Raw genomic sequence first — 22,613 nt, 5'->3', positions numbered from 1 at the left:
CTCAGGCGGGCATCACCATCACGGACTTGATGTTCCGGCCGGACTCCATGTCGGCGAACGCGCGCTCCCAGTCGGCGAGCTCGTAGACCCCGCCGAGCACCTTCGAGGTGTCGAGGTCGCCGCTCGCGAAGAGCGAGAGCACCCGCTCCCAGGTCGTCCAGGTGTGCGAGAACGAGCCGTACAGGGTGACCGCCTTCGCGACGAGGGGGTCGAGGCTGAAGCCGAGCGGCTGCGGCCCCCAGCCCACCTTCGCGATCGAGCCGAAGGGGCGTACGAGTTCCAGCCCCTGCTTCAAGGCGACGCTGACGCCCGTGGCGTCGACGACGAGGTCGGCGCCGAGGCCGTCGCCGAGCGATCGGACGAGCTCCGCCGGATCGTCCACGGTCACATCGACGGTGTGGTCGGCGCCGAGCTCGCGCAGCTTCACGAGCCGCTCGGCGTCGACGGGAGTGCCGAGCACGACGGTGGTACCGGCGCCGCGGAGCTTCGCGACGAGGAGCGACAGCGCGCCGATCGCCCCCGCCCCTTGGATGACCACGAGATCGCCGGGGGTGACCGAGGCGCGCTCGACGAGCGCGTTGTACGCGACGGCGAAGGGCTCGGTCATCGCGGCCTGCTCGAAGCTCACGCCGTCGGGGATGCGGTGCAGCACGCGCGGCTCGGCGAGCAGCAGCTCGCCGAAGGCCCCGTCGCGGAGCGCCCCGTACCCCTGGCGGTCCGGGCACAGGTTGTAGCGCCCGGTGCGGCAGAGCGCGCAGACCCCGCAGATCGAGGCGGCGGTCTCGCAGACCACCCGGTCGCCGAGCTGCCAGCCGGTCACATCGTCGGCGACCGCGACGATGACGCCGGCGGTCTCGTGGCCGAGGGTGACCGGCAGCGCGACGTCCCAGCTCTGGCCGTTCCGCCACATGTGGATGTCGGAGCCGCACACGCCGACGGCGCGCGCCGCGACGAGCACCGTGCCCGGCTGCAGCTCGGGCTCCGGCACCTCGCGGAGCTCGACGTCGCCGTCATTCATCCCGTACTTCACCAGCGCCTTCATCGCGCCCCTCCGATCAGTTCCTGCTTGGCGATGCTCGGCAGGCCGGCGGCCGCGAGCGCGTGCTCGTGCGTCTCGACGCGGACGGCGGTGGACCCGCCGAAGTACCGGTCCCTTGCCTCGATCAGGTAGTCGACGGACTCGGCCATCTCGCCCATGCCGTTCACCCCGTCCTCGATGCTGATCCAGCCGTCGTACCCCGCGGTGACGAGCGTCTCGAAGATGCGCGGGTAGTCGTTCATGCCGCGGCCGATGACGCCGTGCTGCAGCAACGGCGAGTATCCGATTGTGCCATCGCTCTGCCGCAGCTCGGCGAGGCTCGCGCCGGGCGCGAGGGAGCGGTCGGAGGCCTGCATCGTCACGACGCGGTCGACGACCCGCTCGAGGAACTCCGCCGAGTCGTCGCCCGCGACGATCGCGTTCGACGGGTCGAACTGCACGCCGAACGTCGCTCGGTCTTCGATCGCGTCCACGATCGCGAGGAACACCTCGGACTTCTGCGCGAACTCCGGGTATGACCAGGCGCCGTCCTTGTAGTGGTTCTCCATGGCGAGGGTGACGCCGAGCTCCCGAGCGATCGGGATGAGTCGCTCGATCGCGCCGACGACCCACTCGACCCCCTGCTCGGTGGCGACCTCGGGGTGCCGCTGGCCGGAGAGCACCCGGGTGCTCGCGCCGCGCCCGCCGAGTCGCGCGGTGATGCGGAGCATCTCGACCTCGCGGTCGAACTCGGCGGAGCGGACGGCCGGGTCGGGGTGGGTGAAGTCGGGCGAGGCGCACAGCATCGGCATTTCGAAGCCGGCGACGGCCAGCGCCTCGCCGACGGCGTCGAGGTGCGCGTCGTCGGTCTGCCAGAACATGCCGCTGTACAGCTCGAGCCCGTCGGCGGGCAGCGCCGAGGCCTTCTCGATCCAGTCGAAGACCGTCATCGTGCGATGCACGGCCAACGCCTCCAGGTCCCCCTTCGGGAACACGCTGATCCTCATTGACTCCTCGTTTCATGCTGGAAGTACAAAAGTATTACGAATCAGACTATTATGCGTAATGGGCGCTCGCCAGTGCCCCACCACCGCGACGAGGCGAAAGGACAGTCAGCGATGAAGATCGACGGAAGTCGGCTCCGCAGCTGGGCGACGCAGCTGCTCGAGACCTGGGGGTACGACCCTGACGATGCCGCCTACCTCGCGGAAACCCTGGTCGACGCGAACCTCCGCGGGGTCGACTCGCACGGGGTCATCCGCCTGGCCGCCTACCGGGCGCGCATCGACGCCGGCCTGGTCCGCCCCCGCGCGGAGCCGATCGTCGAACGCTCGGGCGCCGTCGTCCGCATCGACGCGAACGGAGCGCCGGGCCAGCTCGCCGCGCGGCTCGCCGTCGACGAGCTCGACGGCCTCGTCGCGACGCACGGCATCGCAAGTGCCGCGGTGCGAGGCTCGACCCACTTCGGCACGGCCGGCTTCTACGCGCGGGATCTCGCTCGGCGCGGCCGGATCGCCATCGTCGTCTCGAACTCCGAGCCCTGCGTCGTGCCGTTCGGCGGGCGCGAGGCGCTCCTCGGTACGAACCCGCTCGCGTTCGCCGCCCCCGCCTCCGGCGACCCGATCAGCCTCGACATGGCCACGAGCACGAGCGCGATGGGCAAGGTGCTCGTCGCGCAGGCGAAGAGCACCGCCATCCCCGCCGACTGGGGCGTCGACGCCGCGGGAGTGCCCACCACCGACCCGGCCGCGGTGACCGCGCTGCTGCCCGCCGCCGGCCCGAAAGGGTACGGACTCGCCTTCCTCGTCGAGGTGCTCGGCGGCGTGCTCACCGGGGCTGCGGTCGCGGGCGATATCGGCAACATGTACAACGACTTCTCCAAGCCGCAGGATGTCGGGCACTGGATGCTCGCGGTCGACGTAGCCCGGTTCCTCCCCCTCGACGACTTCGTCGCCCGGATGGACGGCCTCGCCGCGCTCGCCCACGCGGTGCCGACCGCGCCCGGCTTCGACCGCGTGCTCGTACCGGGAGAACCCGAGGAGGCCACCCGCCGCGCGCGACTCGCCGGCGGCATCGAGCTGCCCGACGCCACCGCGAGCGAACTCGCCGCGCTCGGCACCGATGCGGGTGTCGCGTTCCCGGGAGGTGCCGCGTGAAACTCCTCGTCCCCGACCTCGTGCCCTTCGCCACCGAGCTGCCCGGCGTCGATGTCGTCGCCTACGATCCGACCCGGCCCATCCCCGACGAGCACGCCGACGCGCGCGGCCTCGTCGTCTGGGGCATGCCGAACGAGCTGCTCGGCGATGCGGCCGTCCGGCTCCGCGAACTCGAATGGGTCCAGCTCCTCTCCGCCGGCAGCGACGCCGCCCTCGCCGCTGGCTTCGGCGCGAGCGTCGCGATCACGAGCGGCCGCTCGCTGCACGACGCCCCGGTGGCCGAGCACGCGCTCGCGCTCGTCCTCGCCGCCGCCCGCCGCGTGCACACCCTCGTGCGGGCGCAGATCGGACACCGCTGGGCGGATGAGCTCGGCGGCATCCAGCCGGAGCCGAGCCCGGGCGTCTTCTCGACCCTCCGCGGCGCGAACGTCGTCGTCTGGGGCTTCGGCAGCATCGGCTCGACGCTCGCCCCGCACCTGCGCGCGCTCGGTGCGCGCGTCACGGGGGTGGGCACCCGCGCCCGCACCGAATCGGGCTTCGAGGTGGTCACCCCGGAGGCGCTCCCCGCGCTCCTGCCGAGCACCGATGTGCTCGTGATGATCCTGCCCTCGACGCCGGCGACCGATGCCGCGCTCAGCGCCGAGCTGCTCGCGACGCTCCCCCACCACGCCTGGGTGGTGAACGTCGGCCGGGGCACCACCGTCGACGAGGCCGCCCTGATCGAGGCGCTCAGCGACGACCGGCTCGGCGGCGCCGCGCTCGATGTGACGGTACAGGAGCCGCTCCCGGCGTCCTCCCCGCTCTGGGATCTGCCGAACGCGATCATCACCCCGCACTCGGCGGGCGGGCGCCCGCTCGGCGCGGCATCGCTCATCCAGGAGAACCTCGCGGCGCACCTCGACGGTTCGCCGCTACGCAACCTCGTCACCCCGATTCGGAAGGCCACCACATGACGACGTCCATCCGCGGACTGAGCCGCGACACCCTCACCCGTCCGCTCGTGCAGGTCTCGCTCGATCTCACGAACAACACCGAGGCGCTGAAGACGGCGGCGATCGCCGTCGAGGCCGGCGCCGACTGGATCGAGGTCGGCACCCCGCTCGTGCTCGCCGAGGGCTTGCACGCCGTGCGGGCGCTCCGCAAGGAGTTCCCGGGGCATCCGCTCGTCGTCGACCTGAAGACGATGGACGGCGGCTACCTCGAGGCGGAGATGATGGGCGACGCCGGGGCGGACGCCGTCATCGTGATGGGCCGCGCGCACGACGCCACCATCGACGCCGTCATCGCCGCCGGCGAGCAGTTCGGCATGCTGGTGATGGGCGACGACCTCGGCGCCCCCGATCGCGTGGCCGAGTGCGCGCGACTCGAGTCGCTCGGCGTCGGCATGGTGATCCACCACATCGGCTACGACCACCGCAACGCGCACCCCGACTGGGGTCTCACCCCGCTCACCGACCTCGAGGCGATTGTCGCCGCGACCACCGTGCCGGTGCAGGCCGTCGGCGGCCTCACGATCGACCAGGCGGTCGGCTGCCCCGGGATCGGCGCGCCCGTCGTCGTCTTCGGCGCCCCGCTCGCGATCGATGGCCAGTCGTTCACCGCGGCCGACGGCGACCTCCTCGGCGTACTGACCGAGGCCTGCGGCCGCGTGCATGAGGCGCCGATCCGCTACCCCGCGCGCTGAGCCGCGCCTACCCACCTCCGACCTCCTGCCCCGTCTCGCTACCTCCCACCTCCTGCGAGTCGCACGACAGAACCGACCCCGCGCCAGCCCCCGCGGCGCGCCCCGGCATCCGTCGTGCGACTCGCACCGTCGAATCGAAGGACCCAGCCCGTGCCCGCCACCCCCTCCGTCGTCGTCGTCGGCGACGCCCTCATCGACGAGCTGCGCGACGCGCACGGGGTGCGCGAGCATGTCGGCGGCGCCGGGCTCAACGTCGCCGTCGGGCTCGCCCGGCTCGGCGTCCCGGCGACGCTCGTCGCGATGCTCGGCGACGACCCGGCGGGCGGGCGGATCGCAGAGCACCTCGCCGATGCCGGCGTCCGGCTGATCCCGACGACGGGGCCGCACGGTTCGAGCCGGGCGGTGAGCACCCGGAACGCGGCCGGCGAGCCGAGGTATGAATTCAACCTCGCGGCCCGCCGCCGGGCCATCCGCTTCTCCCCTGAACTGACCGCCGCCTTCGCCGAGGCGAGCTTCGTCGTGGTGAGCTGCTTCCCCTTCGACGACACGGCGCAGTCGGCCGCCCTCGCCGCCGCCCTCTCGGCCGCCGGCACACCGCTCGCGGTCGATCCGAACCCCCGGACGCATCTGCTCGCCGATCGCGACGAGTTCGTGCGCGGCTTCGAGACGCTCGCGGCACGGAGCGCGCTCGTGAAACTGGGCGACGACGATGCCGAGCTGCTCTACGGAGCGCCGCTCGTCGCGGTCGCCGCCCGGCTGCACCGGGCGGGGGCGGGCGCGGTGCTCGCGACGATGGGGGCCGGCGGCGCCGCCGTGCACTCCGCCCGGGGCATCGTCGCCCGCCCGGTGCCGAGCCTGCCCGGCGCGATCGTCGACACGATGGGCGCGGGCGACGCCATCCTCGCCGCGACCGTCGCGAGCCTCGTCGCCGACACCGGTCCCGGCGCCGACGCCGACACCGGCGACTGGGCGAAGCGGCTCGATGCCGCCATGCTCGTCGCGGCCGCGACCTGTCGGCACGAGGGCGCACTGCTCCGCCGACCCGACGACTGAGCGGACGGGCCGGTGGGTCAGTTCGGAGAATCACCTCCGACAGGTCAGGATGGAAGGGCCCGAATGTGAACCGAACCGGCGTGGGAGACATGACACCGCACTCAGCGAAGACCCGTGCGCGATGGTGGCTGGCGATGGCCGGCGTGTGCGCCCTGCTCGCGATCGTCGCGGGGATGATGACCGCGGGCGTCGGCATGCCCCGCATCCCCGCGTCCGGCATCCGGATCGACGCGCCGGACACGCTCCTCGTCACCGACGCCTCCGGGGCGACGGCCGAGCTCCGGCTCATCACCGGCGCGCCGGCCCGGCTCGATCCGCGGGTGTACGCGGCCGAGGAGATCGACACCGCGTCGTACGTCGGCGCCGAGGTGCCGGTCGACGCCGACATCGGCTTCCTCATGCCGGGCGAGGCCCCGCCCGCGGCGCGCCAGCTGCGCGGCCAGGGCATCGACGGGGCCGGCGAGCTTCGGGACCTGTACGACGCCCTCGGCGCGTACGTCCTGATCGACGACGGCGAGGGCGGGGTCCTGCCGGAGACCGTCGATGCGCAGGGCAATCGCACGGCCGGCAAGGACTCCTCCGGCCTCGTCGTCCAGGTCGACGACGACACGGTGTCGAGGCTCTTCCCGGCCTACAACACGACGGTGCGCGCCGTGTCGGGGGCCGAGGCGGAGGCCCCGGCCTGGGACGTGCAGTTCGACCTCGCCGCCGCGCACGAGCAGGGGCGCACGAATCTGCCGCTGCCCCTCGGCTGGTACGCCTCGCCGGTGGCGCACGCGCTCGACGCCGCGGCGCCGTGGCTGCTGGGGGGCTCCATCGTCGCGACCGTGCTCGCCCTGGCGCTGGCCAGGCGGGCGAGCGTGCGCGACCGGCGCGGCTCAGCGCTGGACCGCGCGCAGCTCGAGCTCGACTAGGTCTCCTCGCGCGGCGCGAGCTCAGCGCTCGAGCACGAGCGCGAGGCCCTGGCCGACGCCGATGCAGATCGCGACGACGGCCACGCCGCCGCCGCGGCGCGCCAGCTCGTGCGCGGCGTGCCCGATGATGCGGCCGCCGGATGCCCCGAGCGGATGCCCGATCGCGATGGCCCCGCCGTCGCGGTTGACGCGCTCCGGATCGAGCTCCGGCCAGCCGGCGAGGCAGGCCAGCGACTGCGAGGCGAACGCCTCGTTGAGCTCGACCAGGTCGACGTCCGCCCACCGGCGACCCGCCCGGGCCAGGGCCCGGTTCGCCGCTTCGACGGGGGCGATGCCGAACACGTCCGGGTCGTTCCCGAACACGCCGCGCCCGGTGATGCGGGCGAGCGGCTCGCCGTCGACCGCCCCCTCGGCGGCGAGCAGCACGGCGGAGGCGCCGTCCGTGATCGGCGAGGAGTTTCCCGCGGTCACGGTGCCGTCGGCGGCGAACAGGGCGCGCAGCCCGCCGAGCGCCGCCAGCGTCGTATCGTCGCGGATGCCCTCGTCGCGGGCGAGCGGCGCGCCCGGGACCTGCACGATCTCGTCCGTGTAGCGGCCGGCGGCCCACGCGCCCGCCGCGGCCCGGTGGCTGCGCAGGGCGAACTCGTCCTGCGCCTCGCGCGAGAGGCCGAAGCGCCGGGCGAGCAGCTCGGCGGACTCCCCGTTGGAGATCGTCCACGCCGGCGGGAGCGCCGGATTCGTCATCCGCCAGCCGATCGCGGTGTTCCACATGGTCGGGTTGCCGATCGCCGACCAGGGCCGCGCGGGCTTCTCGACGACGTACGGCGCCCGGCTCATCGACTCCACCCCGCCGGCGAGGACGATCGAGGCATCGCCAGACTCGATCGCACGCGAACCCTGGATGACCGCCTCCACCGAGGAACCGCAGAGCCGGTTGACGGTCACGCCGGGCACCGAGCTCGGGAATCCGGCGAGCAGCGCGCCGAACCGCGCGACGTCCCGGTTGTCCTCCCCGGCCTGATTCGCGTCGCCGAAGACGACGTCGTCGATCCGGGCCGGATCGAGCCCGGTGCGTTCGACCGTCGCGCGCATGACGAGCGCCGCGAGATCGTCGGGACGCACGCCGGCGAGGGCTCCCCCGGCCCGGCCGAACGGCGTGCGGACGGCATCGTAGATCCAGGTGACGGTCATGCGGCGGCTCCTTCTGCGGTGACGAACGAGAGACCGGTGAGCTCCTCCAGCTCGGCCACGGTGGCGGTGCCGAACAGCTCGCGCACCGCGAAGCCGCGCTCGGTCACATCGAACACGGCACGGTCGGTGTAGACCCGGGTGACGCAGCGGACCCCGGTGAGCGGATAGCTGCAGGCGCGCACGAGCTTCGGCTCGCCCGCCCTGGTGAGCAGATCGGTCATGACGTAGACGGACTTCGCACCGATGGCGAGGTCCATCGCCCCGCCGACGGCGGGGATCGCCCCCTCGCCGCCGGTCGACCAGTTCGCGAGATCGCCGTTCTCGGCGACCTGGAAGGCGCCGAGGACGCAGACGTCGAGGTGCCCGCCGCGCATCATGGCGAAGGAGTCGGCGTGGTGGAAGTACGCGGCGCCGGCGACCTCGGTGACGGCCTGCTTGCCGGCGTTCACGAGATCCGGGTCGACGGCGCCGGCCGCGGGCGCGGGGCCCATGCCGAGCAGGCCGTTCTCGGTATGGAGCACGATCTCCCGCTCGGCCGGCAGGAAGTCGGCGACCCTCGTGGGCGCGCCGATGCCGAGATTCACGTACGCGCCGTCCGGGATGTCGGCGGCCACCCGCGCCGCGAGCTCGTCGCGGCTGATCCGGTCGTTCATCGCACGGCCTCCTGCGTTTCGTCGGCGATCGGGTGGCCGTCGATGTCGACTCCGCCGACGAAGCGCCCCTCGCGCAGCCAGGGCCGCTCGCCGACGACGACGACGCGGTCGACGTAGATCCCCGGGGTGACGACGGCCTCGGGGTCGAGCTGCCCGAGCGGGACGACCGCGTCGACCTGCGCGATCGTGGTGCGCGCGGCGGTCGCCATGACGGGACCGAAGTTCCGGGCGGTCCTGCGGTACACGAGGTTGCCCCAGCGGTCGGCGGCGAGCGCCCCGATGAGCGCCACGTCCGCGTGCAGCGGGAACTGCAGCACGTGGTCGCGACCCCCGATCGTGCGCAGCTCGGCGCCCTCGGCGAGGAGCGTGCCCACCCCGGTCGGCGTGTAGAAGCCGCCGATGCCGGCCCCGGCCGCACGGATGCGTTCGGCCAGGTTGCCCTGCGGTACGAGCTCCAGCTCGATCCGACCCGAGCGGTAGCGCTCGTCGAACACCCAGGAGTCGGCCTGTCGCGGGAAGGAGCACACGATCTTCCGCACCCGACCGGCGGCGATGAGGGCCGCCAGTCCGGTGTCGCCGTTGCCGGCGTTGTTGTTCACGATCGTGAGCTCGCGCGCGCCGTGGGCGATCAGGGCGTCGATGAGCTCGACCGGCTGCCCCGACCGCCCGAAGCCGCCGATCATCACGGTCGCACCGTCCTCGACGCAGGCGACGGCGCTCGCGGCATCCGGCCAGGTCTTGTCGATCATGCCTCGCCCCCGTTCCGCGCGCCGTCGTCCCAGACCGCGGTGAGCGCCGTCAGCCGGCGGTCGCGCCAGCGCACGCGCTCGTCCCACCGTTCGAGGGGCAGGATGGCCCGGCGCTGCGCCGCGACGGTGTCGACGAGCTCCGGCGACCAGGGGTCGTGCTGCCCACGTTCGGCGCCCATGCGGGCATAGGCCCCGCCCATCCGCTCGGCGTGCGCGGCGATGCCGCCGCGCACGTTGAGATCGCTCGTCTCGAAGGGGCCGACGACGCTCCAGCGCCGGCCGAGCCCGCTGCGCACGATCTCGTCCACCCCGTCGACGTCGACGACGCCGTCGCGGACGAGGCAGTACGCCTCGCGCAGCAGCGCGCCCTGGAGGCGGTTGAAGACGAATCCCTCCACCTCGCGACGGAGCTCGACCACGCGCAGCCCGGCCCGCTCGTACACGTCGCGGGCGCGCGCGAGCACGGCCGGGTCGGTGCGCGGCGAGGGCACGAGCTCGAGCACCGGCAGCAGGTACGGCGGGTTCCCGGGATGCCCGACCACCAGGCGTCCGGCGGCGTCCTCCGGGAGTCCGTCCGCGAGCTCCGACGGCGGGATGGCGGAGCTGGAGCTCGCGAGCACGGCGCCGGCGGGGGCCGCGGCGGCGGCCAGGGCGAAGAGCTCGCGCTTGAGCTCGCGCTGCTCCGGTGCGCACTCCTGCACGAGCGCGCACCCGGCGACGGCCTCGTCGAGCGTCGCGTGCAGCGATATCCGCGCGGCCGCGGCGCCCACTCCGCCGGGCAGCAGCCCGGCCTCGGCCAGCAGTTCGAGCCGCTCGGCGAGTTCGGCCTCGGCGCGCTCGCGCGCGGCGGGCACCGGGTCGTGCAGCGCCACCCGGAATCCCGCCCGCGCGAAGACGATCGCGAAGGCGACGCCGATCGAGCCGCTGCCGACGACGGCGACCCGCTCGGCTTCGCCCGTCGCGCTCACGACGACCACCAGCCGCGGTCGGCCGCGTGCCCTCGCTCGAGGATCTCGAGCACGGCCTCGCGGTTCAGCTCGCGCGGGTTGTTGGCGGTGAGCCGCGTGGCGAGGAGCGCCTGCTCGGCGACGAAGCCGAAGTCCTTCGGGTCGAGGCCGAGCGTCGCGAGGTCGGTCGGGGCGCCGAGCACCTCGAGCAGCGATTCGACGCCGACGATGCCGGCCTTGGCGCGCTCGAGTTCCGGCGCGTCGGCGTCCGCGACGCCGAGCAGCGCGCCGATCTCCGCGAACTCGGGGATCCGCGCCGGCAGGTTGTAGCGCATGACGTACGGCAGGAGCGCGGAGACCCCGAAGCCGTGCGGCGTGTGCGTGAGGTTGCCGATGGGCGATTGGATCGCGTGCGCGCCCGCGGTGCCGGCCGTGTTGATCGCCATCCCCGCGCAATACGAGGCGAACATGGTGTCGGTGCGCGCCGCGAGATCGGCGGGGTCGGCGACGACCGCGGGCAGGGAGGTCGCGAGCCGTTCGAGCCCGGCCCGGGCGTACACGTCGGTCAGGAGGTTCTTGCCGGCGTAGAGGGTGCTCGCGAGCTGCTCGGGGCCGGGGTTCTTCGCCCGGCCGGTGAACGCCTCGACGAGGTGCGAGAGCGCGTCGGCGCCGGTCGCGGCCGTGAGTCCGGGCGGGCAGGTCAGCGTGAGCTCGGGGTCGATGACGGCGATCGTGGCCTCGAGGTGCGGGCTCGCCACGCCGACCTTCATGCCGCGCTCGGCGTCGTAGATCACGGAGATGCAGGTGACCTCGGCGCCCGTGCCGCCGGTGGTCGGCACGGTCACGACGGGGATGCCGGGGCCGGGCACGAGGAACTCGCCGTACAGCTCGCGGACGTCGCCGCCGCGCGCGAGGACGACGGCCGAGACCTTCGCGAGGTCGAGGCAGGATCCCCCGCCGATGCCGATGACGACGTCGATCGGCCGGTCCTGGAACCGCTCGACGAGTTCCATGACGTTCTCGCGGGGGAGCTCGGCGAGCGTGCCGTCGTACACCTCGACCGCGACGCCGGCGTCGCGCAGACCGCCGGCGAGCGCGGCGAACTCGTCGCTGGCGGCCATCCTGGCGTCGGTGACGAGGAGCGCGTGCCGGGCGAAGCCGGCCACGAGCCTCGGCACCTGCCGGCGCTGGCCGGGGCCGAAGAGCACGGTGCCGGGCTGGCGCAGGATGCCGAGCGCGGCGCCGTTCTCGGTCCGCGCCGGGGCGGGCAGGCTCTGGGCGGTCATGCGAGCGCCCCGTCCGCGTCGACGGTCACCGCGAGGTACTTCGGCTCGAGGAACTCGTAGATCCCGTCGTGCCCGCCCTCGCGTCCCAGCCCGGAGGCCTTCACCCCGCCGAACGGCGCCGCCGGGTCGGCCATGATGCCGCGGTTCACGCCGACCATGCCCGCGTCGATCCGTTCGGCGACGGCGAAGGCGCGCGAGACGTCGCGCGTGAACACGTAGGCGGAGAGCCCGTAGCGGGTGCGGTTCGCGAACTCGATCGCCTCCGCCGTGCTCGAGACCCGGTAGATCGCCGCGATCGGCGCGAAGAGCTCGCGGTTGCAGACTTCAGCCTCCCGCGTCGGCACCTCGAAGACGGTGGGCTCGAAGAAGTACCCCTCGCCCGCGATCGGGCTGCCGCCGAGCAGCCGGCGTGCCCCGATCCGATCGAACTCCGCGACGAGCTCGATGACGCCGTCGCGCTGCGCGGCCGAGATGATGGGACCGACGTCGGTGCCGTCCGCGAAGCCGTTGCCGACGACGAGCGCGGCGGCGAGCTCGACGAAGCGCTCGATGAATCGGTCGGCGACCGCCTCGTGCACGATGATGCGGTTGGCGGCGACGCAGGCCTGCCCGGCGTTGCGGAACTTCGCGAGGATCGCCTGCGTGGCGGCGAGCTCGACGTCGGCGTCGTCGAGGACGATCAGCGGGCCGTCGCCGCCGAGCTCCATCGAGGCGTTGACGATGCCGGGGGCGGCCTGCCGCAGCAGGACGGAGCCGACTTCGGTCGAGCCGGTGAAGCTCACCTTGCGCAAGCGCGGGTCCGCCATGATCGCGGCGGACATCGCGGAGGAGGAGGTCGTGTGCACGAGGTTCACGACGCCGGGCGGGAAGCCCGCGTCGTGCAGCACCTGCACGAAGAGCGCGCAGCTGAGCGGGGTCTCCCGGGCCGACTTCACCACCGTCGTGCAGCCGGCGGCGAGCGCTGCGCCGGCCTTCCTGGCGATCATCAGCAGCGGGAAGTTCCAGGGCGTGATGAGCAGGGTGGGGCCGACGGGCTGGTGCGTCTCGATGATGCGGTAGCCGCCGCGCGAGCCCGGGGCGAAGGTGCCGTGCAGGTGCGCGATCTGCTCGCCGTACCAGAGGAAGAAGTCGGCGCTGAGCTGGAACTCGGCACGGGCCTCGGCGAGCGGCTTGCCGCTCTCGAGCGTCATGATGCCGGCGATCTCCTCGGCGCGCTCGACGAGGAGCCGGTGGGCTCGGGCGAAGAGCTCGGCGCGTTCCCGCGGCGGCATCCAGCGCCACGCGTCCTGGGCGGCGTCCGCAGCGGCGAGGGCCGCGAGGCCGAGCTCGACGCTCGCATCGGCGACCTCGGCGATGGAGCGGCCCGTCGCCGGGTCGAAGACCGTGAAGCGCTCGGCGGTCGGCACCCAGGCGCCGCCGACGTAGTGGTCGGTCGGAACGTCCGGTCCACGGAGTTCCGCCGTGAGCGGCGTGCTGATGGCGGTGGTCATCGTTGATCCTTTCACCCTGGTCGAATCTCGTATTACGGTAATAGGATGAGACGGCCCGACCGGGCCAGTGTCTCAATCTGAGACGAATCGGAAGGCGAGGTGACGACCGGATGGCGGTCATCGAACGGCACGCCGCACCGCTGCGGCAGCAGGTGCTCATCCGCATGCGCGAAGAGATCTTCGACGGCGTGCGGGCCCCCGGCGAGCGGCTCGTCGAGGGCGAGCTGTGCGCCTCCTACGGCGTCTCCCGCACCGTCATCCGCGAGGTGCTGCGGCAGCTGGAGAGCGAGAGCCTCATCGCGGTCCTGCCCGGCCGCGGCCCGATCGTCGCCGTGCTCACGAGGCACGAGATCGAGTCGCTCTACGAAGTGCGTGCGGCGCTCGAGGGGCTCGCCGCCTCGCTCTTCGCCCGGCGGGCCGACGACGCGCAGGCGCGCGCCCTCTCCGCGCAGCTGCGGGCGATGTCCGCCAGCTACCTGCACGGCACCGTCGCCACCCGCGAGGAGAGCAAGACCGAGTTCTACCGGCTCCTGCTCGACGGCGCAGGCAACGAGGTGCTGAGCGACGAGCTCGCCGCGGTGCACCGCCGGATCGGGCTCTTCCGCCGCTACGCGTTCCTCGACGACGAACGCGTCGCCACCTCCTACGAGGAGCTGCAGGCGATCGTCGAGGCCGCCGCGGTCGTGCGCGACCCCGTCGCCGCCCGCGCCGCGGCCGAGCACCATCTCGAGCTCGCCGGCCGGCTCGCGATCGTCGAGTACGAGGCGCGCGTCACCGCCGACGGACGGCTCGAGCACCCGAGCTCCGTCCTGGTCTGAGCCCCGCGACGCCGGTACCGGACCGCCCCGCCGTGGGGTACCCTCGGCGCACTCCCCCAAGCGCAGGCGAGCGCCCCCGCACCCGCCCGCGGCGGATCGAGAGATCCGATGTCGACGAAGGAGTCGAACATGACCGCAGCCGACCCGAAGCTGATCGATCAGGCGAAGTCCGAGCTGCTCGGCGCCTCGCCGCAGCTCGCCGCCCTCCGACCCGAGCTCGTCACCTCGTGGCAGCGCTCCAAAGACGCCCTCGGCTCCCCCGAGCGGGTGCGCGACGTGCCCCAGGTCGGCCTCGAGCTGCTCGACGGCCACCTCCTCGAGATGTTCCAGGCCCCGCTCGCCCGCGCCTCCGAAGAGCTCGACGGCACCGGGCTCGGCCTGCTCCTCGCCGACTCCGAGGGACGCATCCTGCAGCGTTGGTCGCACGACCGCTCGGTCGTCGCCCACCTCGACGTGCTCGGCACCGTGCGCGGCGCGGTGCTCTCCGAGGAGGCGGTCGGCACCAACGGCGTCGGCACCGTGGCCGCCACCGGGCGCAGCGTGCAGATCGCGGGCAACGAGCACTTCGCCGAGTTCTACCGGGCCGCCATGTGCGCAGGCTCGCCGGTGCGGCATCCGCTCACCGGGCGCCTGCTCGCGGTGGTCACCCTCTCCGGCCAGGTCAACGACCGCGCCGGACTGCTGCGCCCCCTCTCCCACTCGATCGCGACCCAGCTCGGCCAGCACGTGATGGACGCCGAACGGCCGGCGGCGCGCAACATGCTCGAGGCGTTCCTCGCGGCCTCGCGCGTGCAGGCCGGCCCCGTCGTGGCGTTCGGTCCCGACGGCCTGATGATGCAGAACCAGCGCGCCTCGCGCCTGCTGCCCGCCGACCTCGGCCTGCTCCAGCGGCTCTGCGCCGAGCCGGCCCGCTCCGGGCGGGTGAGCCTCGAGCTCTCCGACGGGCTGGCGGACGTGCAGGTGACCCGGCTCGACGGCGGGTCGGGCACCGTCGCCGTCCTCGTCGACACGGAGCGGCGGCAGAGTCAGACCGGCTTCGGCCCGATGCGGCCGCCGCTCGCGGGCCGCTCGCCCGAGTGGCTGGCGGCGGCCCAGCTCGTCGCCCGCCATCGCGAGGCGAAGACGCCCCTCGTCATCGCCGGGGAGCCCGGCACCGGCAAGACCTCGCTCGGTCTCGGCTTCCCGTTCCGGCCCGACGAGGCGCACCGCCCGAGCGCCGTCGTCGACGCCGCCGAGCGGCACGTGCTCGGCACCCGCCGATGGCTGCAGCGGCTCGGCGAACGCATCGCGAGCCGCGCGCCGCTCATCGTGCGCGGCATCGAAACGCTCGACCCCGCCGCCGTCGCCGGCATGTGCTCGCTCATCGACAGCGCGGCGGGCGGCGCGACCGTGCTGCTCACCATGTCGGCGGCGACCCGTGCCGATGCGGAGGCCGCCGGCACCCGGCTCGGCTATCCGATCGCCTGGGTGCCGCCGCTCCGAGAACGCGCCGGCGACATCGGCCCGCTCTGGCGGGTGCTCGCCGACCGTGCCGGGCGCACCGCGCACCTGGAGCCGAACCGCGAGGCCCTCGCCGCACTCGAGGCGCACGGCTGGCCGGGCAACGCGGTCGAGCTGCGCACCGTCATCGAGCAGCTCCTCCTCAGCGGGCGGCGCGGCTCGATCGGCGTCGCCGAGCTGCCGATGTCGGTCCGCGGCACCCGGTCGCTGACCATGATCGAGCGCGCGGAGCTCGAAGCCATCCAGCGCGCCCTGCACGAGGCCGACGGCAATCGCTCGCGAGCGGCCGAGATCCTCGGCCTCTCGCGAGCGACCGTCTACCGCAAGATGCGCACCTATCGGCTCACCGCCTGAGCGGCGAGCCGCCGCGTCGCGCGCCGCCGGAGCAACACCGGAACGAGCTCGCGCAGCAGCACCACGAGGATCAGCACGATCGCCTGGGCGATGAGCTGGAGCGCGTCCGGCCAGCCGACCGAGCGCAGCAGCTGGCCGAGCTGGGTGAGGAACAGCGCGGCGACCGCCGAGGCGGCGATCGACGCGATCCCGCCCGTGAGCGCGGTGCCGCCGAGTACGACCGCCGCCACCGTCGGCAGCAGGTACTGGTCGCCGAGGAAGAGGGCCGGGGTCTTCGTGTAGCCGGCGAGCAGCACGCCCGCTGCGCCGTAGCAGAGCCCGGCAAGCCCGTACGCCGCCACCTGGTAGGACCCGACCCGGATGCCCACGACCGAGGCCGCGGCCTCGCTGACCCCCACCGCGCTCAAGCGGTGGCCGACGACGGAGCGGTGCGCGACGACCGCGGCCAGCGCGATCGCGACGACCGCGATGAGCAGCGTGTTCGGGATGCCGAACGTCCGGGCCAGCGCGAAGCGGTTGAGCTCGTCCGCGGCGCCCGAGGGGGTGCCGTTGGCGATCGCGAACACCGTGCCGAGGAGCACGGCGTTCATACCGAGGGTCGCGACGAGCGGGGGGATCCGGAGCCGGCCGACCACGACGCCGTTGAGGAGCCCGAACGCCGTCGTGCCGAGGAGCGCGGCGACGACCGCGGCCCACGGATTCCAGCCGTACTGCTGCGGCAGGGCGGTCGCCATCACGGCACCGAGGGCGATCATGCCGGGCACCGAGAGGTCGAGGCCGCGCTGCTGCACCACGAGGGTCTGGCCGGCGGCGGCGATCGCGAGCACCGAGGCGAACGGCAGCATCGACAGCAGCGGGGCCGCGTCGAGACTCCCGGGGGCGATCACCGGGCTCACGGCGAAGAGCGCGAGCGTCGCCAGGGTGATCGGCACCCAGCTGCCCGAGAGGGCGCGGCGCCAGACCGCGTCGGCGGTCCGTGCGCTCGGCGGCACCTGGACCGAGGTCGTCGAGGTCTCCGGCGGGCGCGGGGAACGGTCTGCGATGGTCATGCGACTCCTCCTGGGGATGCGATGGCGGCGCCCCGCCGACGGCGACGCGGTCGCCCTCCGCTGCGCAGCACGGCGTACAGGCCGGCGGCTGCGAGCGTGACGACGCCGGGCAGCCAGTACGACCAGGCCTGCGAGAGGCCGAGGAACGGCGACACGTTGAGGATCTGCTGGACGAGGAACGCTGCCGCGAGCACCGCGATGAAGGAGCCGCGGCCCCCGAAGATGCTCGTGCCGGCCAGCACCACCACCGTCACCGAGGACAGCGTGTACGAGATCGAGGGACGGCCGTCGCCGATGCCGATCTGCGCCATCAGCACGACCGCGGCCGGCAGCACGAGCAGCGAGGCGACGACGTACGAGCCGAAGCGGACGAGGCGGACGCGGATGCCGAGGCGGGCCGCCGCGGCATCCTGCGAGCCGACCGCGCGGAGCTGCACGCCCCAGCGAGTGCGGCGCAGCGCGAACTCGAGCGCGACGAGGAGGACGACGCCCACGATCGTCACGATCGGCACGACGCCGACCCGCGCCTGGATGAGCTCGCTCACCGGCGCGAAGATGACACCCCCTGGCGTGCTCCGGAGCTGCAGATAGAGCCCCTGCAGCGCCATGAACATGGCCAGGGTCGCCACGACCGGGCTGATCGCGAACCTCGTCACGAGCAGGCCGTTGATCGCACCGACCCCGAGCGCCCCGGCGAGCATGAGCCCCAGGCCGACGTAGAGGTTGCCGCCGTCGACGATCCAGTACGAGGCGAGCACGACGAGGAAGCCCATGAGCGGGCCGACGGAGAGGTCGAAGCCCGAGCCGAGCACGACCACCTGCTGCGCCGCGCCCACGAACAGGAGCGGCGCCACCATGAAGAGCAGCGTGTTGAGGTTGAACGCCGAGAAGTACGCCGGGTTCACGGCGGCCACCGCCACGCCGAGGCCGAGGAAGACCGCGGCGAGCGCGACGGCGGGCGCGTGATCCCCGCGCAGCCAGGAACGCACCCGGGACGAGGGGTGCTCGACCGACTCGCGGGCGCGCACGGTCGTCGCAGTGAGCGCCGCCGTGGCGATGGCCGACTCGGTCACCTCGTCGCCGGTCAGCTCCCGGACGACCTCGCCGCGCGAGAGGATCAGCACCCGGTCGCAGAGCCCCTCGAGCTCGACGCCGTCGGAGGAGAGCACGACGACCGCGGCGCCGTCGTCGGCCGCCTCCCTGAGGATGCGGTAGATGTCGACCCGCGCCCCGGCGTCGACGCGCTGGGTGGGCTCCTCGGCGACGAGCACGCGGGGTCGGGCCAGGAGCGTGCGGGCGAGCACCACCTTCTGCTGGTTGCCGCCGGACAGTGCCGCGACCGGCACCCGTGGTCCCGGCGTCTTGATCGAGAGGCGCTCGATCATGTCGCGGGCTCGGGCGAGCACGCGCCGTTCCCGGACGAACCCGGCGGGCGCGACCTCGTCCAACGTGGCGGCGGAGATGTTCTCGCCCACCGAGAGGGGAAGGAAGACGCCCTCGCGGTGCCGGTCGGCGGGCACGTACACGACGCCGGCCGCCGCGGCAGCCGCGCCGCCCCGGCCGACTCGCCGGCCGTCGATGCGGACCTCGCCGGTCGACGGCTGCTGTCCGGCGATCGCACGGACGAGCTCGGCCTGGCCGTTGCCCTGGACGCCGGCGAGCCCGATGATCTCGCCGGCTCTGACGGCCAGCGACACCTCGTGGAAACCGGCGCCCGACAGCCCGACGAGCTGCAGCCGTTCCGCTTCGCCGACGGTCCCGGCGACGCTGCCCTTCTCCGGGAACACGGCCTCGAGCTTGCGGCCGACGACGAGCTCGATGATCTGCGACTCGTCGACCTCGGGGGTCGGGAAGGTGCCGCGCACCCGCCCGTCGCGGAGCACCGTGATGCGGTCGGAGATCTCCTTCACCTCGGGGATGCGGTGGGAGATGTACACCACGGCGGCGCCGCCCGCGACGACCTCGCGCACCCGCCGGAACAGCAACTGGACCTCCTCGAGGCTCAGGTGCTCCGTCGGCTCGTCGAGGATCAACACCCGCGGATCGAGCGCCAGCGCCTTCGCGATCTCGACGATGAACCGCTGCTCGACCGAGAGCTCGGCGACGCGCGCCGTGGGGTCGATGCCCATCCCCCACGGCTCGAGCTGCGCGGCGGCCCAGGCGACGGCCCGACGGAGCCCGCCGACCCGCCGGTAGCCGACGCCGATCGCCATGTTCTCGGCGACGGTGAGGTCGGGGAGGACCGCGGGATCCTGCCGGACGATCCCGAGGCCGAGGCGGCGCGCCTCGTCGGGGCTGGCCGTCTCGAGCACCGTCCCGGCGATCGAGACGAGGCCCTCGTCCGCGGCGAGCGCGCCGGAGGCGACCGCCATCAGCGTCGACTTGCCGGCGCCGTTCTCACCGACGAGCGCGTGGATCTCGCCGGGCACGACGTCGAGCGCGACGTCGCTCAGCGCCCGGACCCCCGGGAACGTCTTCGTGATGCCGTGCAGCCGGAGCGCCGACGGCTGGTCGACGGGCCCCGCGGTCGGCCCGTCCGCGCGGCGGGCGCGCTCGGAGCTCGCCTCCGCCTGGGTGATGGATTCCGTATCGGTCATCGCCGTGTGTCCTTCCTTCCTCGCTCGCCGCTCACTGGGCGAGGTAGCCGCCGTCGATGACGAGTTCGGAACCCGTGACGAAGCTCGCCTCGTCGCTCGCGAGGAACACGACGCCGGCCGCGATCTCCTCGGGGGTGCCCGCGCGGCCCATCGGCGTCTGCGAGACGACGTAGGCGTTCACCTCCGGCGCCTGCGCGTCCGTGAGGGGCGTGCCGATGAACCCCGGGTGGAGCGAGTTGACCCGGATGTTCTGCGGCGCATAGGTGATGGCCGCGTTCTTCGACATGTTCCGCACCGCCCCCTTCGTCGCGTGATAGGCGTGCGCGCCACCGACGGCCGCGGAGCCCCAGATCGAGGAGATGTTCACGATCGAGCCGCCGCCCTGCGTGATCATGTGCGGCACCACTTCGCGCATCCCCAGCCAGACGCCCGTCTGATTGGTGGCGACCACGGCCTGCCAGTCGGCCATGCTGAGCTCGTGCAGCGGGTCGTAGGCGATGATGCCCGCGTTGTTCACGAGCACGTCGACGTGGCCGTGGCGCTCGAGCACCCGCTCGATGACGCGCGCCCAGCCCTGCTCGTCGGCGACGTCGAGCGTCTCGTACTCGATGGCGCCGAAGCTGGGGTCGGCGCTCGCGCGCGAGGTCGCGATCGTCGTCGCCCCCTCCGCGTGCAGGGCGTTGGCGATGGCGCGGCCGATGCCGCGCCCGGCGCCGGTGACGACGGCGACCTTTCCGTCGAGTCGGTTCACGATGTCCTCCAGAGGTGCGGGCCGGCGGGGTCGCCGGAGGGTGTCCGGGACCCCGCCGGGCGGTCAGTTGAAGAGCGCTTCGAGCTGCTCGACGGTGAGGCCGGACGACAGGATCGCGTCGGCTGGGAGCCCCTCCTCGCAGCGCGGCTGCCGGTCGGGGTCGGTGGAGTCCTCGATGATCTCGAGGTTGTAGGTCGAGGGCTCCTCGTTCGGCAGCCCGTTCGCGGCGGCGAGGCCCTTGTGCAGCGCGACCGTGACGATCCAGTTGCGGGACGACTCCGTGGCGATCTGGTAGCTCGGCTGCGCGTCCTTGTACTCGTACCAGAGGCAGGCGAACTCGTTCGAGTCGTTGGCCGACCAGACGGGGAACGGCTTGCCGGCCGCCTCGAACGCCCGGATGCCGCCGACCGAGCCGCCGCCGTAGTCGGCGACGATGCCGTCGATCTGGCCGTACTTCGTGATGAGGCCGGCGACGACCTGCTGGATCTTGCCCGGCTCCCAGTCGGTCGAGACCGGTCCGTCCTCGTTCAGCAGCGTGATGTCGGGGTTCTCGGCGACCGCCTCGAGCACGCCCTCGAAGACGCCCTGCGAGTAGGAGTTGCCGGCGATGCCGCCGAGCATGACGAGGTTGCCGCTGCCGCCCATGGTCTCGATGGTCCAGTCGGCGAGGTTCCGGCCGTAGGTGCGGATGTCCTCGGAGACGAAGTCGACGTAGTCGGTGCCCGGAGTGCCGCCGGGCGAGCCGACATAGGGAACGACGGCGACGCCCGCGGCGGTCGCCTTCTGGATCGTCGGCAGCAGCGCCTCACCGCCGTCGACGAAGGTGACGATGACGTCGGCGCCCTGCGCGACGAGCGAGTTGATGTCGCTGATCGCCTTCTGGGTGTCGCCCTGCGCGTCGGTGTAGAGCACCTTCGTGATGTTCGGGCACTTCGCCGCCTCCGCCTCGAAGATGGCCCGCGTGATCTTGCGCCACGAGTTGCCGCCGAAGCCGTCGGCGAGCGCGACGACGAGGTCGTCCTCGCCGCAGAACTGGGAGATGTCCTGGATGTCGCCCTGGACGCCGACCGTCCCGGTCGTGACGCTCGAGCCGGCGCCGCCGGAGGACGGTGCCGTCCCGCCGGAGGCGGACAGCGAGCCGGTCGAGCAGGCGGTCATCGTGACGAGCGCGGCGACGGCGGCGAGCGCGACTCCCGCTCGGCGCATGGTCGTTGATCGCATGTGCAGGCCAACTTTCTCTTCGTTGAGAGCCGGCGGCGGGCACGGGAACCCGGCGGTGCCGTCGGCGCAGTGGTGGTGGTCAGGTCAGTCTGTGGTCCGCCCGACCACCCCGATCGCGTCAGCGTGAGACAGGGGTGGCTCATTCTGCGACACCCGCCGGACGCCGAGTTCCCGGCGGGTCATCCTGGTTCCGACCGGGCCGCTGGGACCCGGCCGAGTGGAATCCGCGATGAGGAGGATCCGTCCATGGCAGAGCACGTCCCGACCGACCCGTTGGGCCAGATGTACGCGGAGTGGACCGTCGAGTTCACCGCCGCCCCGGAGATGCGCCTGCCGGTGCTCAGGTGGGTGTTCGAGGACTGGCAGCGCGCGACCGCCGAACCCGAGGGCGTGACCTACGCCTCGGTCGAGTACGGCGGGGTCCCCGGCATCCTCGCCAGCCCGCTGGACGCCGACCCCGGTCGGATGCTCCTCGTCCTGCACGGCGGCGGCTTCGCGCTCGGCTCCTCCGCGAGCCACCGCAAGTTCGCGGGCCACCTCGCGAAAGCCGCGGGCGCCGCCGCCTTCGTGGCCGACTTCCGCCTGGCCCCCGAGCACCCGTACCCGGCCCAGCTCGACGATGCGGATGCGGTCATCGACGCCCTCCTCGACGCCGGGTTCGAGGCGTCGGCGCTCACTCCGGTCGGCGACAGCGCCGGCGCGAGCATCGCGATCGCGACGACGCTGCGACGGCTCCGCGACGGCCGTGAGCTGCCGGGCCGGGTGGTCGTCGTCTCGCCCTGGCTCGACATGGAGAACTCCGGCGAGACGATCGAGTCGAACGATGCGAGCGACTTCCTGATCGCCCGCGAGGGCTTGCAGGGCAACATCGACCGCTACCTCTCCGGCGGCGCGTCGCCCGTCGATCCGCTGGTGAACCCGCTGTACGCGGACTTCACGGGCTTCCCCCCGCTCTACGTGACCGCGTCGGACAGCGAATCGCTGTACGCCGACGCCGTGCGCCTCGTCGAGCGCGCCCGCCGCGACGGCGTCGACGTGGTCTTCGAGCCCGTCTCCGGCGAGCAGCACGTCTGGCCGCTCCAGGCCGGCCGCCATGCGCCGGCCGACGCCTCCATCTCGCGGATCGCCGAATGGCTCCGCACCGCGCGCGACGAACGCGACGCGGCCTGACCCTCTGAAAGG

The 22,613-nt window shown here is 73.2% G+C and carries 20 protein-coding genes; 8 read left to right on the top strand and 12 right to left on the bottom strand.

Going from position 1 to position 22,613, the window contains the following annotated elements; genetic code table 11:
* Position 1: 1 nt before the first annotated feature.
* Together M3147_RS11345 and M3147_RS11340 are read right to left on the bottom strand one after the other, a co-directional pair.
* Complete coding sequence (locus tag M3147_RS11345; protein WP_251203580.1) at positions 2-1,042, bottom strand: zinc-binding dehydrogenase; 1,041 nt, start codon at positions 1,040-1,042, stop codon at positions 2-4.
* Entirely contained in the window at positions 1,039-2,025 is a 987-nt protein-coding gene (locus M3147_RS11340) for a sugar phosphate isomerase/epimerase family protein (protein WP_251203579.1), read from the bottom strand. Before M3147_RS11340 ends, M3147_RS11345 begins: the two co-directional genes overlap by 4 nt.
* A 111-nt stretch (positions 2,026-2,136) precedes the next feature.
* On the opposite strand from M3147_RS11340, the gene M3147_RS11335 reads away from it, so the two are divergent.
* The 5 genes from M3147_RS11335 to M3147_RS11315 all read left to right on the top strand — a co-directional run bounded on the left by M3147_RS11335 (position 2,137) and on the right by M3147_RS11315 (position 6,825).
* Positions 2,137-3,174, top strand: coding sequence for an Ldh family oxidoreductase (locus M3147_RS11335; RefSeq protein WP_251203578.1), 1,038 nt, complete (start codon positions 2,137-2,139; stop codon positions 3,172-3,174).
* Positions 3,171-4,127, top strand: coding sequence for an NAD(P)-dependent oxidoreductase (locus tag M3147_RS11330; RefSeq protein WP_251203577.1), 957 nt, complete (start codon positions 3,171-3,173; stop codon positions 4,125-4,127). The genes M3147_RS11335 and M3147_RS11330 overlap by 4 nt, the downstream gene beginning before the upstream one ends.
* Complete coding sequence (locus M3147_RS11325) at positions 4,124-4,858, top strand: orotidine 5'-phosphate decarboxylase / HUMPS family protein (RefSeq protein ID WP_251203576.1); 735 nt, start codon at positions 4,124-4,126, stop codon at positions 4,856-4,858. The genes M3147_RS11330 and M3147_RS11325 overlap by 4 nt, the downstream gene beginning before the upstream one ends.
* Before the next feature lie 150 nt (positions 4,859-5,008).
* Entirely contained in the window at positions 5,009-5,911 is a 903-nt protein-coding gene (locus tag M3147_RS11320; protein WP_251203575.1) for a PfkB family carbohydrate kinase, read from the top strand.
* A gap of 89 nt (positions 5,912-6,000) precedes the next feature.
* Positions 6,001-6,825, top strand: a complete 825-nt coding sequence (locus M3147_RS11315; RefSeq protein ID WP_251203574.1) for a hypothetical protein — start codon at positions 6,001-6,003, stop codon at positions 6,823-6,825.
* A 21-nt stretch (positions 6,826-6,846) separates the two neighbouring features.
* Here the strand turns inward: M3147_RS11315 and M3147_RS11310 are convergent, their stop codons facing one another.
* The 6 genes from M3147_RS11310 to M3147_RS11285 are packed head-to-tail and all read right to left on the bottom strand — an operon-like array spanning position 6,847 to position 13,141.
* Positions 6,847-8,016 (bottom strand): thiolase family protein, encoded by a 1,170-nt coding sequence (locus M3147_RS11310; RefSeq protein ID WP_251203573.1) that lies wholly within the window; start codon positions 8,014-8,016, stop codon positions 6,847-6,849.
* On the bottom strand, positions 8,013-8,669 hold the full coding sequence (locus M3147_RS11305) for a 3-oxoacid CoA-transferase subunit B (protein ID WP_251203572.1): 657 nt from the start codon (positions 8,667-8,669) through the stop codon (positions 8,013-8,015). The genes M3147_RS11310 and M3147_RS11305 overlap by 4 nt, the downstream gene beginning before the upstream one ends.
* Positions 8,666-9,418: a 3-oxoacid CoA-transferase subunit A gene (locus M3147_RS11300; RefSeq protein WP_251203571.1), complete on the bottom strand. Its 753-nt coding sequence runs from the start codon at positions 9,416-9,418 to the stop codon at positions 8,666-8,668. The genes M3147_RS11305 and M3147_RS11300 overlap by 4 nt, the downstream gene beginning before the upstream one ends.
* Positions 9,415-10,386 (bottom strand): 3-hydroxyacyl-CoA dehydrogenase, encoded by a 972-nt coding sequence (locus M3147_RS11295; protein ID WP_251203570.1) that lies wholly within the window; start codon positions 10,384-10,386, stop codon positions 9,415-9,417. The genes M3147_RS11300 and M3147_RS11295 overlap by 4 nt, the downstream gene beginning before the upstream one ends.
* Positions 10,383-11,651 carry an iron-containing alcohol dehydrogenase gene (locus tag M3147_RS11290; protein ID WP_251203569.1) on the bottom strand — a complete coding sequence of 423 codons (1,269 nt, stop codon included), beginning with the start codon at positions 11,649-11,651 and terminating at the stop codon, positions 10,383-10,385. The genes M3147_RS11295 and M3147_RS11290 overlap by 4 nt, the downstream gene beginning before the upstream one ends.
* Complete coding sequence (locus M3147_RS11285) at positions 11,648-13,141, bottom strand: NAD-dependent succinate-semialdehyde dehydrogenase (protein ID WP_251203568.1); 1,494 nt, start codon at positions 13,139-13,141, stop codon at positions 11,648-11,650. Before M3147_RS11285 ends, M3147_RS11290 begins: the two co-directional genes overlap by 4 nt.
* A gap of 110 nt (positions 13,142-13,251) precedes the next feature.
* Here M3147_RS11285 and M3147_RS11280 point away from each other — a divergent pair, with 110 nt between their 5' ends.
* Both M3147_RS11280 and M3147_RS11275 read left to right on the top strand, forming a co-directional pair.
* The gene (locus M3147_RS11280; RefSeq protein WP_251203567.1) at positions 13,252-13,959 is read left to right on the top strand and encodes a GntR family transcriptional regulator; all 708 of its coding nucleotides are present in this window, start codon (positions 13,252-13,254) and stop codon (positions 13,957-13,959) included.
* Between the two features lie 129 nt (positions 13,960-14,088).
* Complete coding sequence (locus M3147_RS11275) at positions 14,089-15,813, top strand: sigma-54-dependent Fis family transcriptional regulator (RefSeq protein ID WP_251203566.1); 1,725 nt, start codon at positions 14,089-14,091, stop codon at positions 15,811-15,813.
* Here M3147_RS11275 and M3147_RS11270 read toward each other — a convergent pair.
* The 4 genes from M3147_RS11270 to M3147_RS11255 form a co-directional block, all read right to left on the bottom strand.
* Positions 15,795-16,862, bottom strand: a complete 1,068-nt coding sequence (locus M3147_RS11270) for an ABC transporter permease (protein WP_251203565.1) — start codon at positions 16,860-16,862, stop codon at positions 15,795-15,797. The genes M3147_RS11275 and M3147_RS11270 overlap by 19 nt on opposite strands.
* Entirely contained in the window at positions 16,859-19,459 is a 2,601-nt protein-coding gene (locus M3147_RS11265) for an ATP-binding cassette domain-containing protein (RefSeq protein WP_251203564.1), read from the bottom strand. The genes M3147_RS11270 and M3147_RS11265 overlap by 4 nt, the downstream gene beginning before the upstream one ends.
* Before the next feature lie 31 nt (positions 19,460-19,490).
* Positions 19,491-20,210 (bottom strand): SDR family NAD(P)-dependent oxidoreductase, encoded by a 720-nt coding sequence (locus M3147_RS11260; RefSeq protein ID WP_251203563.1) that lies wholly within the window; start codon positions 20,208-20,210, stop codon positions 19,491-19,493.
* A 63-nt stretch (positions 20,211-20,273) separates the two neighbouring features.
* Positions 20,274-21,416 (bottom strand): substrate-binding domain-containing protein, encoded by a 1,143-nt coding sequence (locus M3147_RS11255; protein WP_251203562.1) that lies wholly within the window; start codon positions 21,414-21,416, stop codon positions 20,274-20,276.
* Between the two features lie 261 nt (positions 21,417-21,677).
* Between M3147_RS11255 and M3147_RS11250 the strand changes: the two genes are divergently transcribed.
* On the top strand, positions 21,678-22,601 hold the full coding sequence (locus M3147_RS11250; protein WP_251203561.1) for an alpha/beta hydrolase fold domain-containing protein: 924 nt from the start codon (positions 21,678-21,680) through the stop codon (positions 22,599-22,601).
* The last annotated feature ends 12 nt before the right edge of the window (positions 22,602-22,613 follow it).

Source organism: Agromyces mediolanus (genome assembly GCF_023715325.1).
Classification (GTDB): Bacteria; Actinomycetota; Actinomycetes; order Actinomycetales; family Microbacteriaceae; genus Agromyces; species Agromyces mediolanus_A.
Note: the sequence above shows the minus strand (reverse complement) of the source record. Positions and strands in the feature narration are given on the sequence as shown.

Bases quoted from the DNA above. Each gene is read 5' to 3' on its own strand.
- M3147_RS11345 (WP_251203580.1), bottom strand. From the start codon at position 1,042: ATGAAGGCGCTGGTGAAGTACGGGATGAATGACGGCGACGTCGAGCTC.
- M3147_RS11340 (WP_251203579.1), bottom strand. From the start codon at position 2,025: ATGAGGATCAGCGTGTTCCCGAAGGGGGACCTGGAGGCGTTGGCCGTG.
- M3147_RS11335 (WP_251203578.1), top strand. From the start codon at position 2,137: ATGAAGATCGACGGAAGTCGGCTCCGCAGCTGGGCGACGCAGCTGCTC.
- M3147_RS11325 (WP_251203576.1), top strand. From the start codon at position 4,124: ATGACGACGTCCATCCGCGGACTGAGCCGCGACACCCTCACCCGTCCG.
- M3147_RS11315 (WP_251203574.1), top strand. From the start codon at position 6,001: ATGACACCGCACTCAGCGAAGACCCGTGCGCGATGGTGGCTGGCGATG.
- M3147_RS11310 (WP_251203573.1), bottom strand. From the start codon at position 8,016: ATGACCGTCACCTGGATCTACGATGCCGTCCGCACGCCGTTCGGCCGG.
- M3147_RS11305 (WP_251203572.1), bottom strand. From the start codon at position 8,669: ATGAACGACCGGATCAGCCGCGACGAGCTCGCGGCGCGGGTGGCCGCC.
- M3147_RS11300 (WP_251203571.1), bottom strand. From the start codon at position 9,418: ATGATCGACAAGACCTGGCCGGATGCCGCGAGCGCCGTCGCCTGCGTC.
- M3147_RS11290 (WP_251203569.1), bottom strand. From the start codon at position 11,651: ATGACCGCCCAGAGCCTGCCCGCCCCGGCGCGGACCGAGAACGGCGCC.
- M3147_RS11285 (WP_251203568.1), bottom strand. From the start codon at position 13,141: ATGACCACCGCCATCAGCACGCCGCTCACGGCGGAACTCCGTGGACCG.
- M3147_RS11280 (WP_251203567.1), top strand. From the start codon at position 13,252: ATGGCGGTCATCGAACGGCACGCCGCACCGCTGCGGCAGCAGGTGCTC.
- M3147_RS11275 (WP_251203566.1), top strand. From the start codon at position 14,089: ATGACCGCAGCCGACCCGAAGCTGATCGATCAGGCGAAGTCCGAGCTG.
- M3147_RS11270 (WP_251203565.1), bottom strand. From the start codon at position 16,862: ATGACCATCGCAGACCGTTCCCCGCGCCCGCCGGAGACCTCGACGACC.
- M3147_RS11265 (WP_251203564.1), bottom strand. From the start codon at position 19,459: ATGACCGATACGGAATCCATCACCCAGGCGGAGGCGAGCTCCGAGCGC.
- M3147_RS11255 (WP_251203562.1), bottom strand. From the start codon at position 21,416: ATGCGCCGAGCGGGAGTCGCGCTCGCCGCCGTCGCCGCGCTCGTCACG.
- M3147_RS11250 (WP_251203561.1), top strand. From the start codon at position 21,678: ATGGCAGAGCACGTCCCGACCGACCCGTTGGGCCAGATGTACGCGGAG.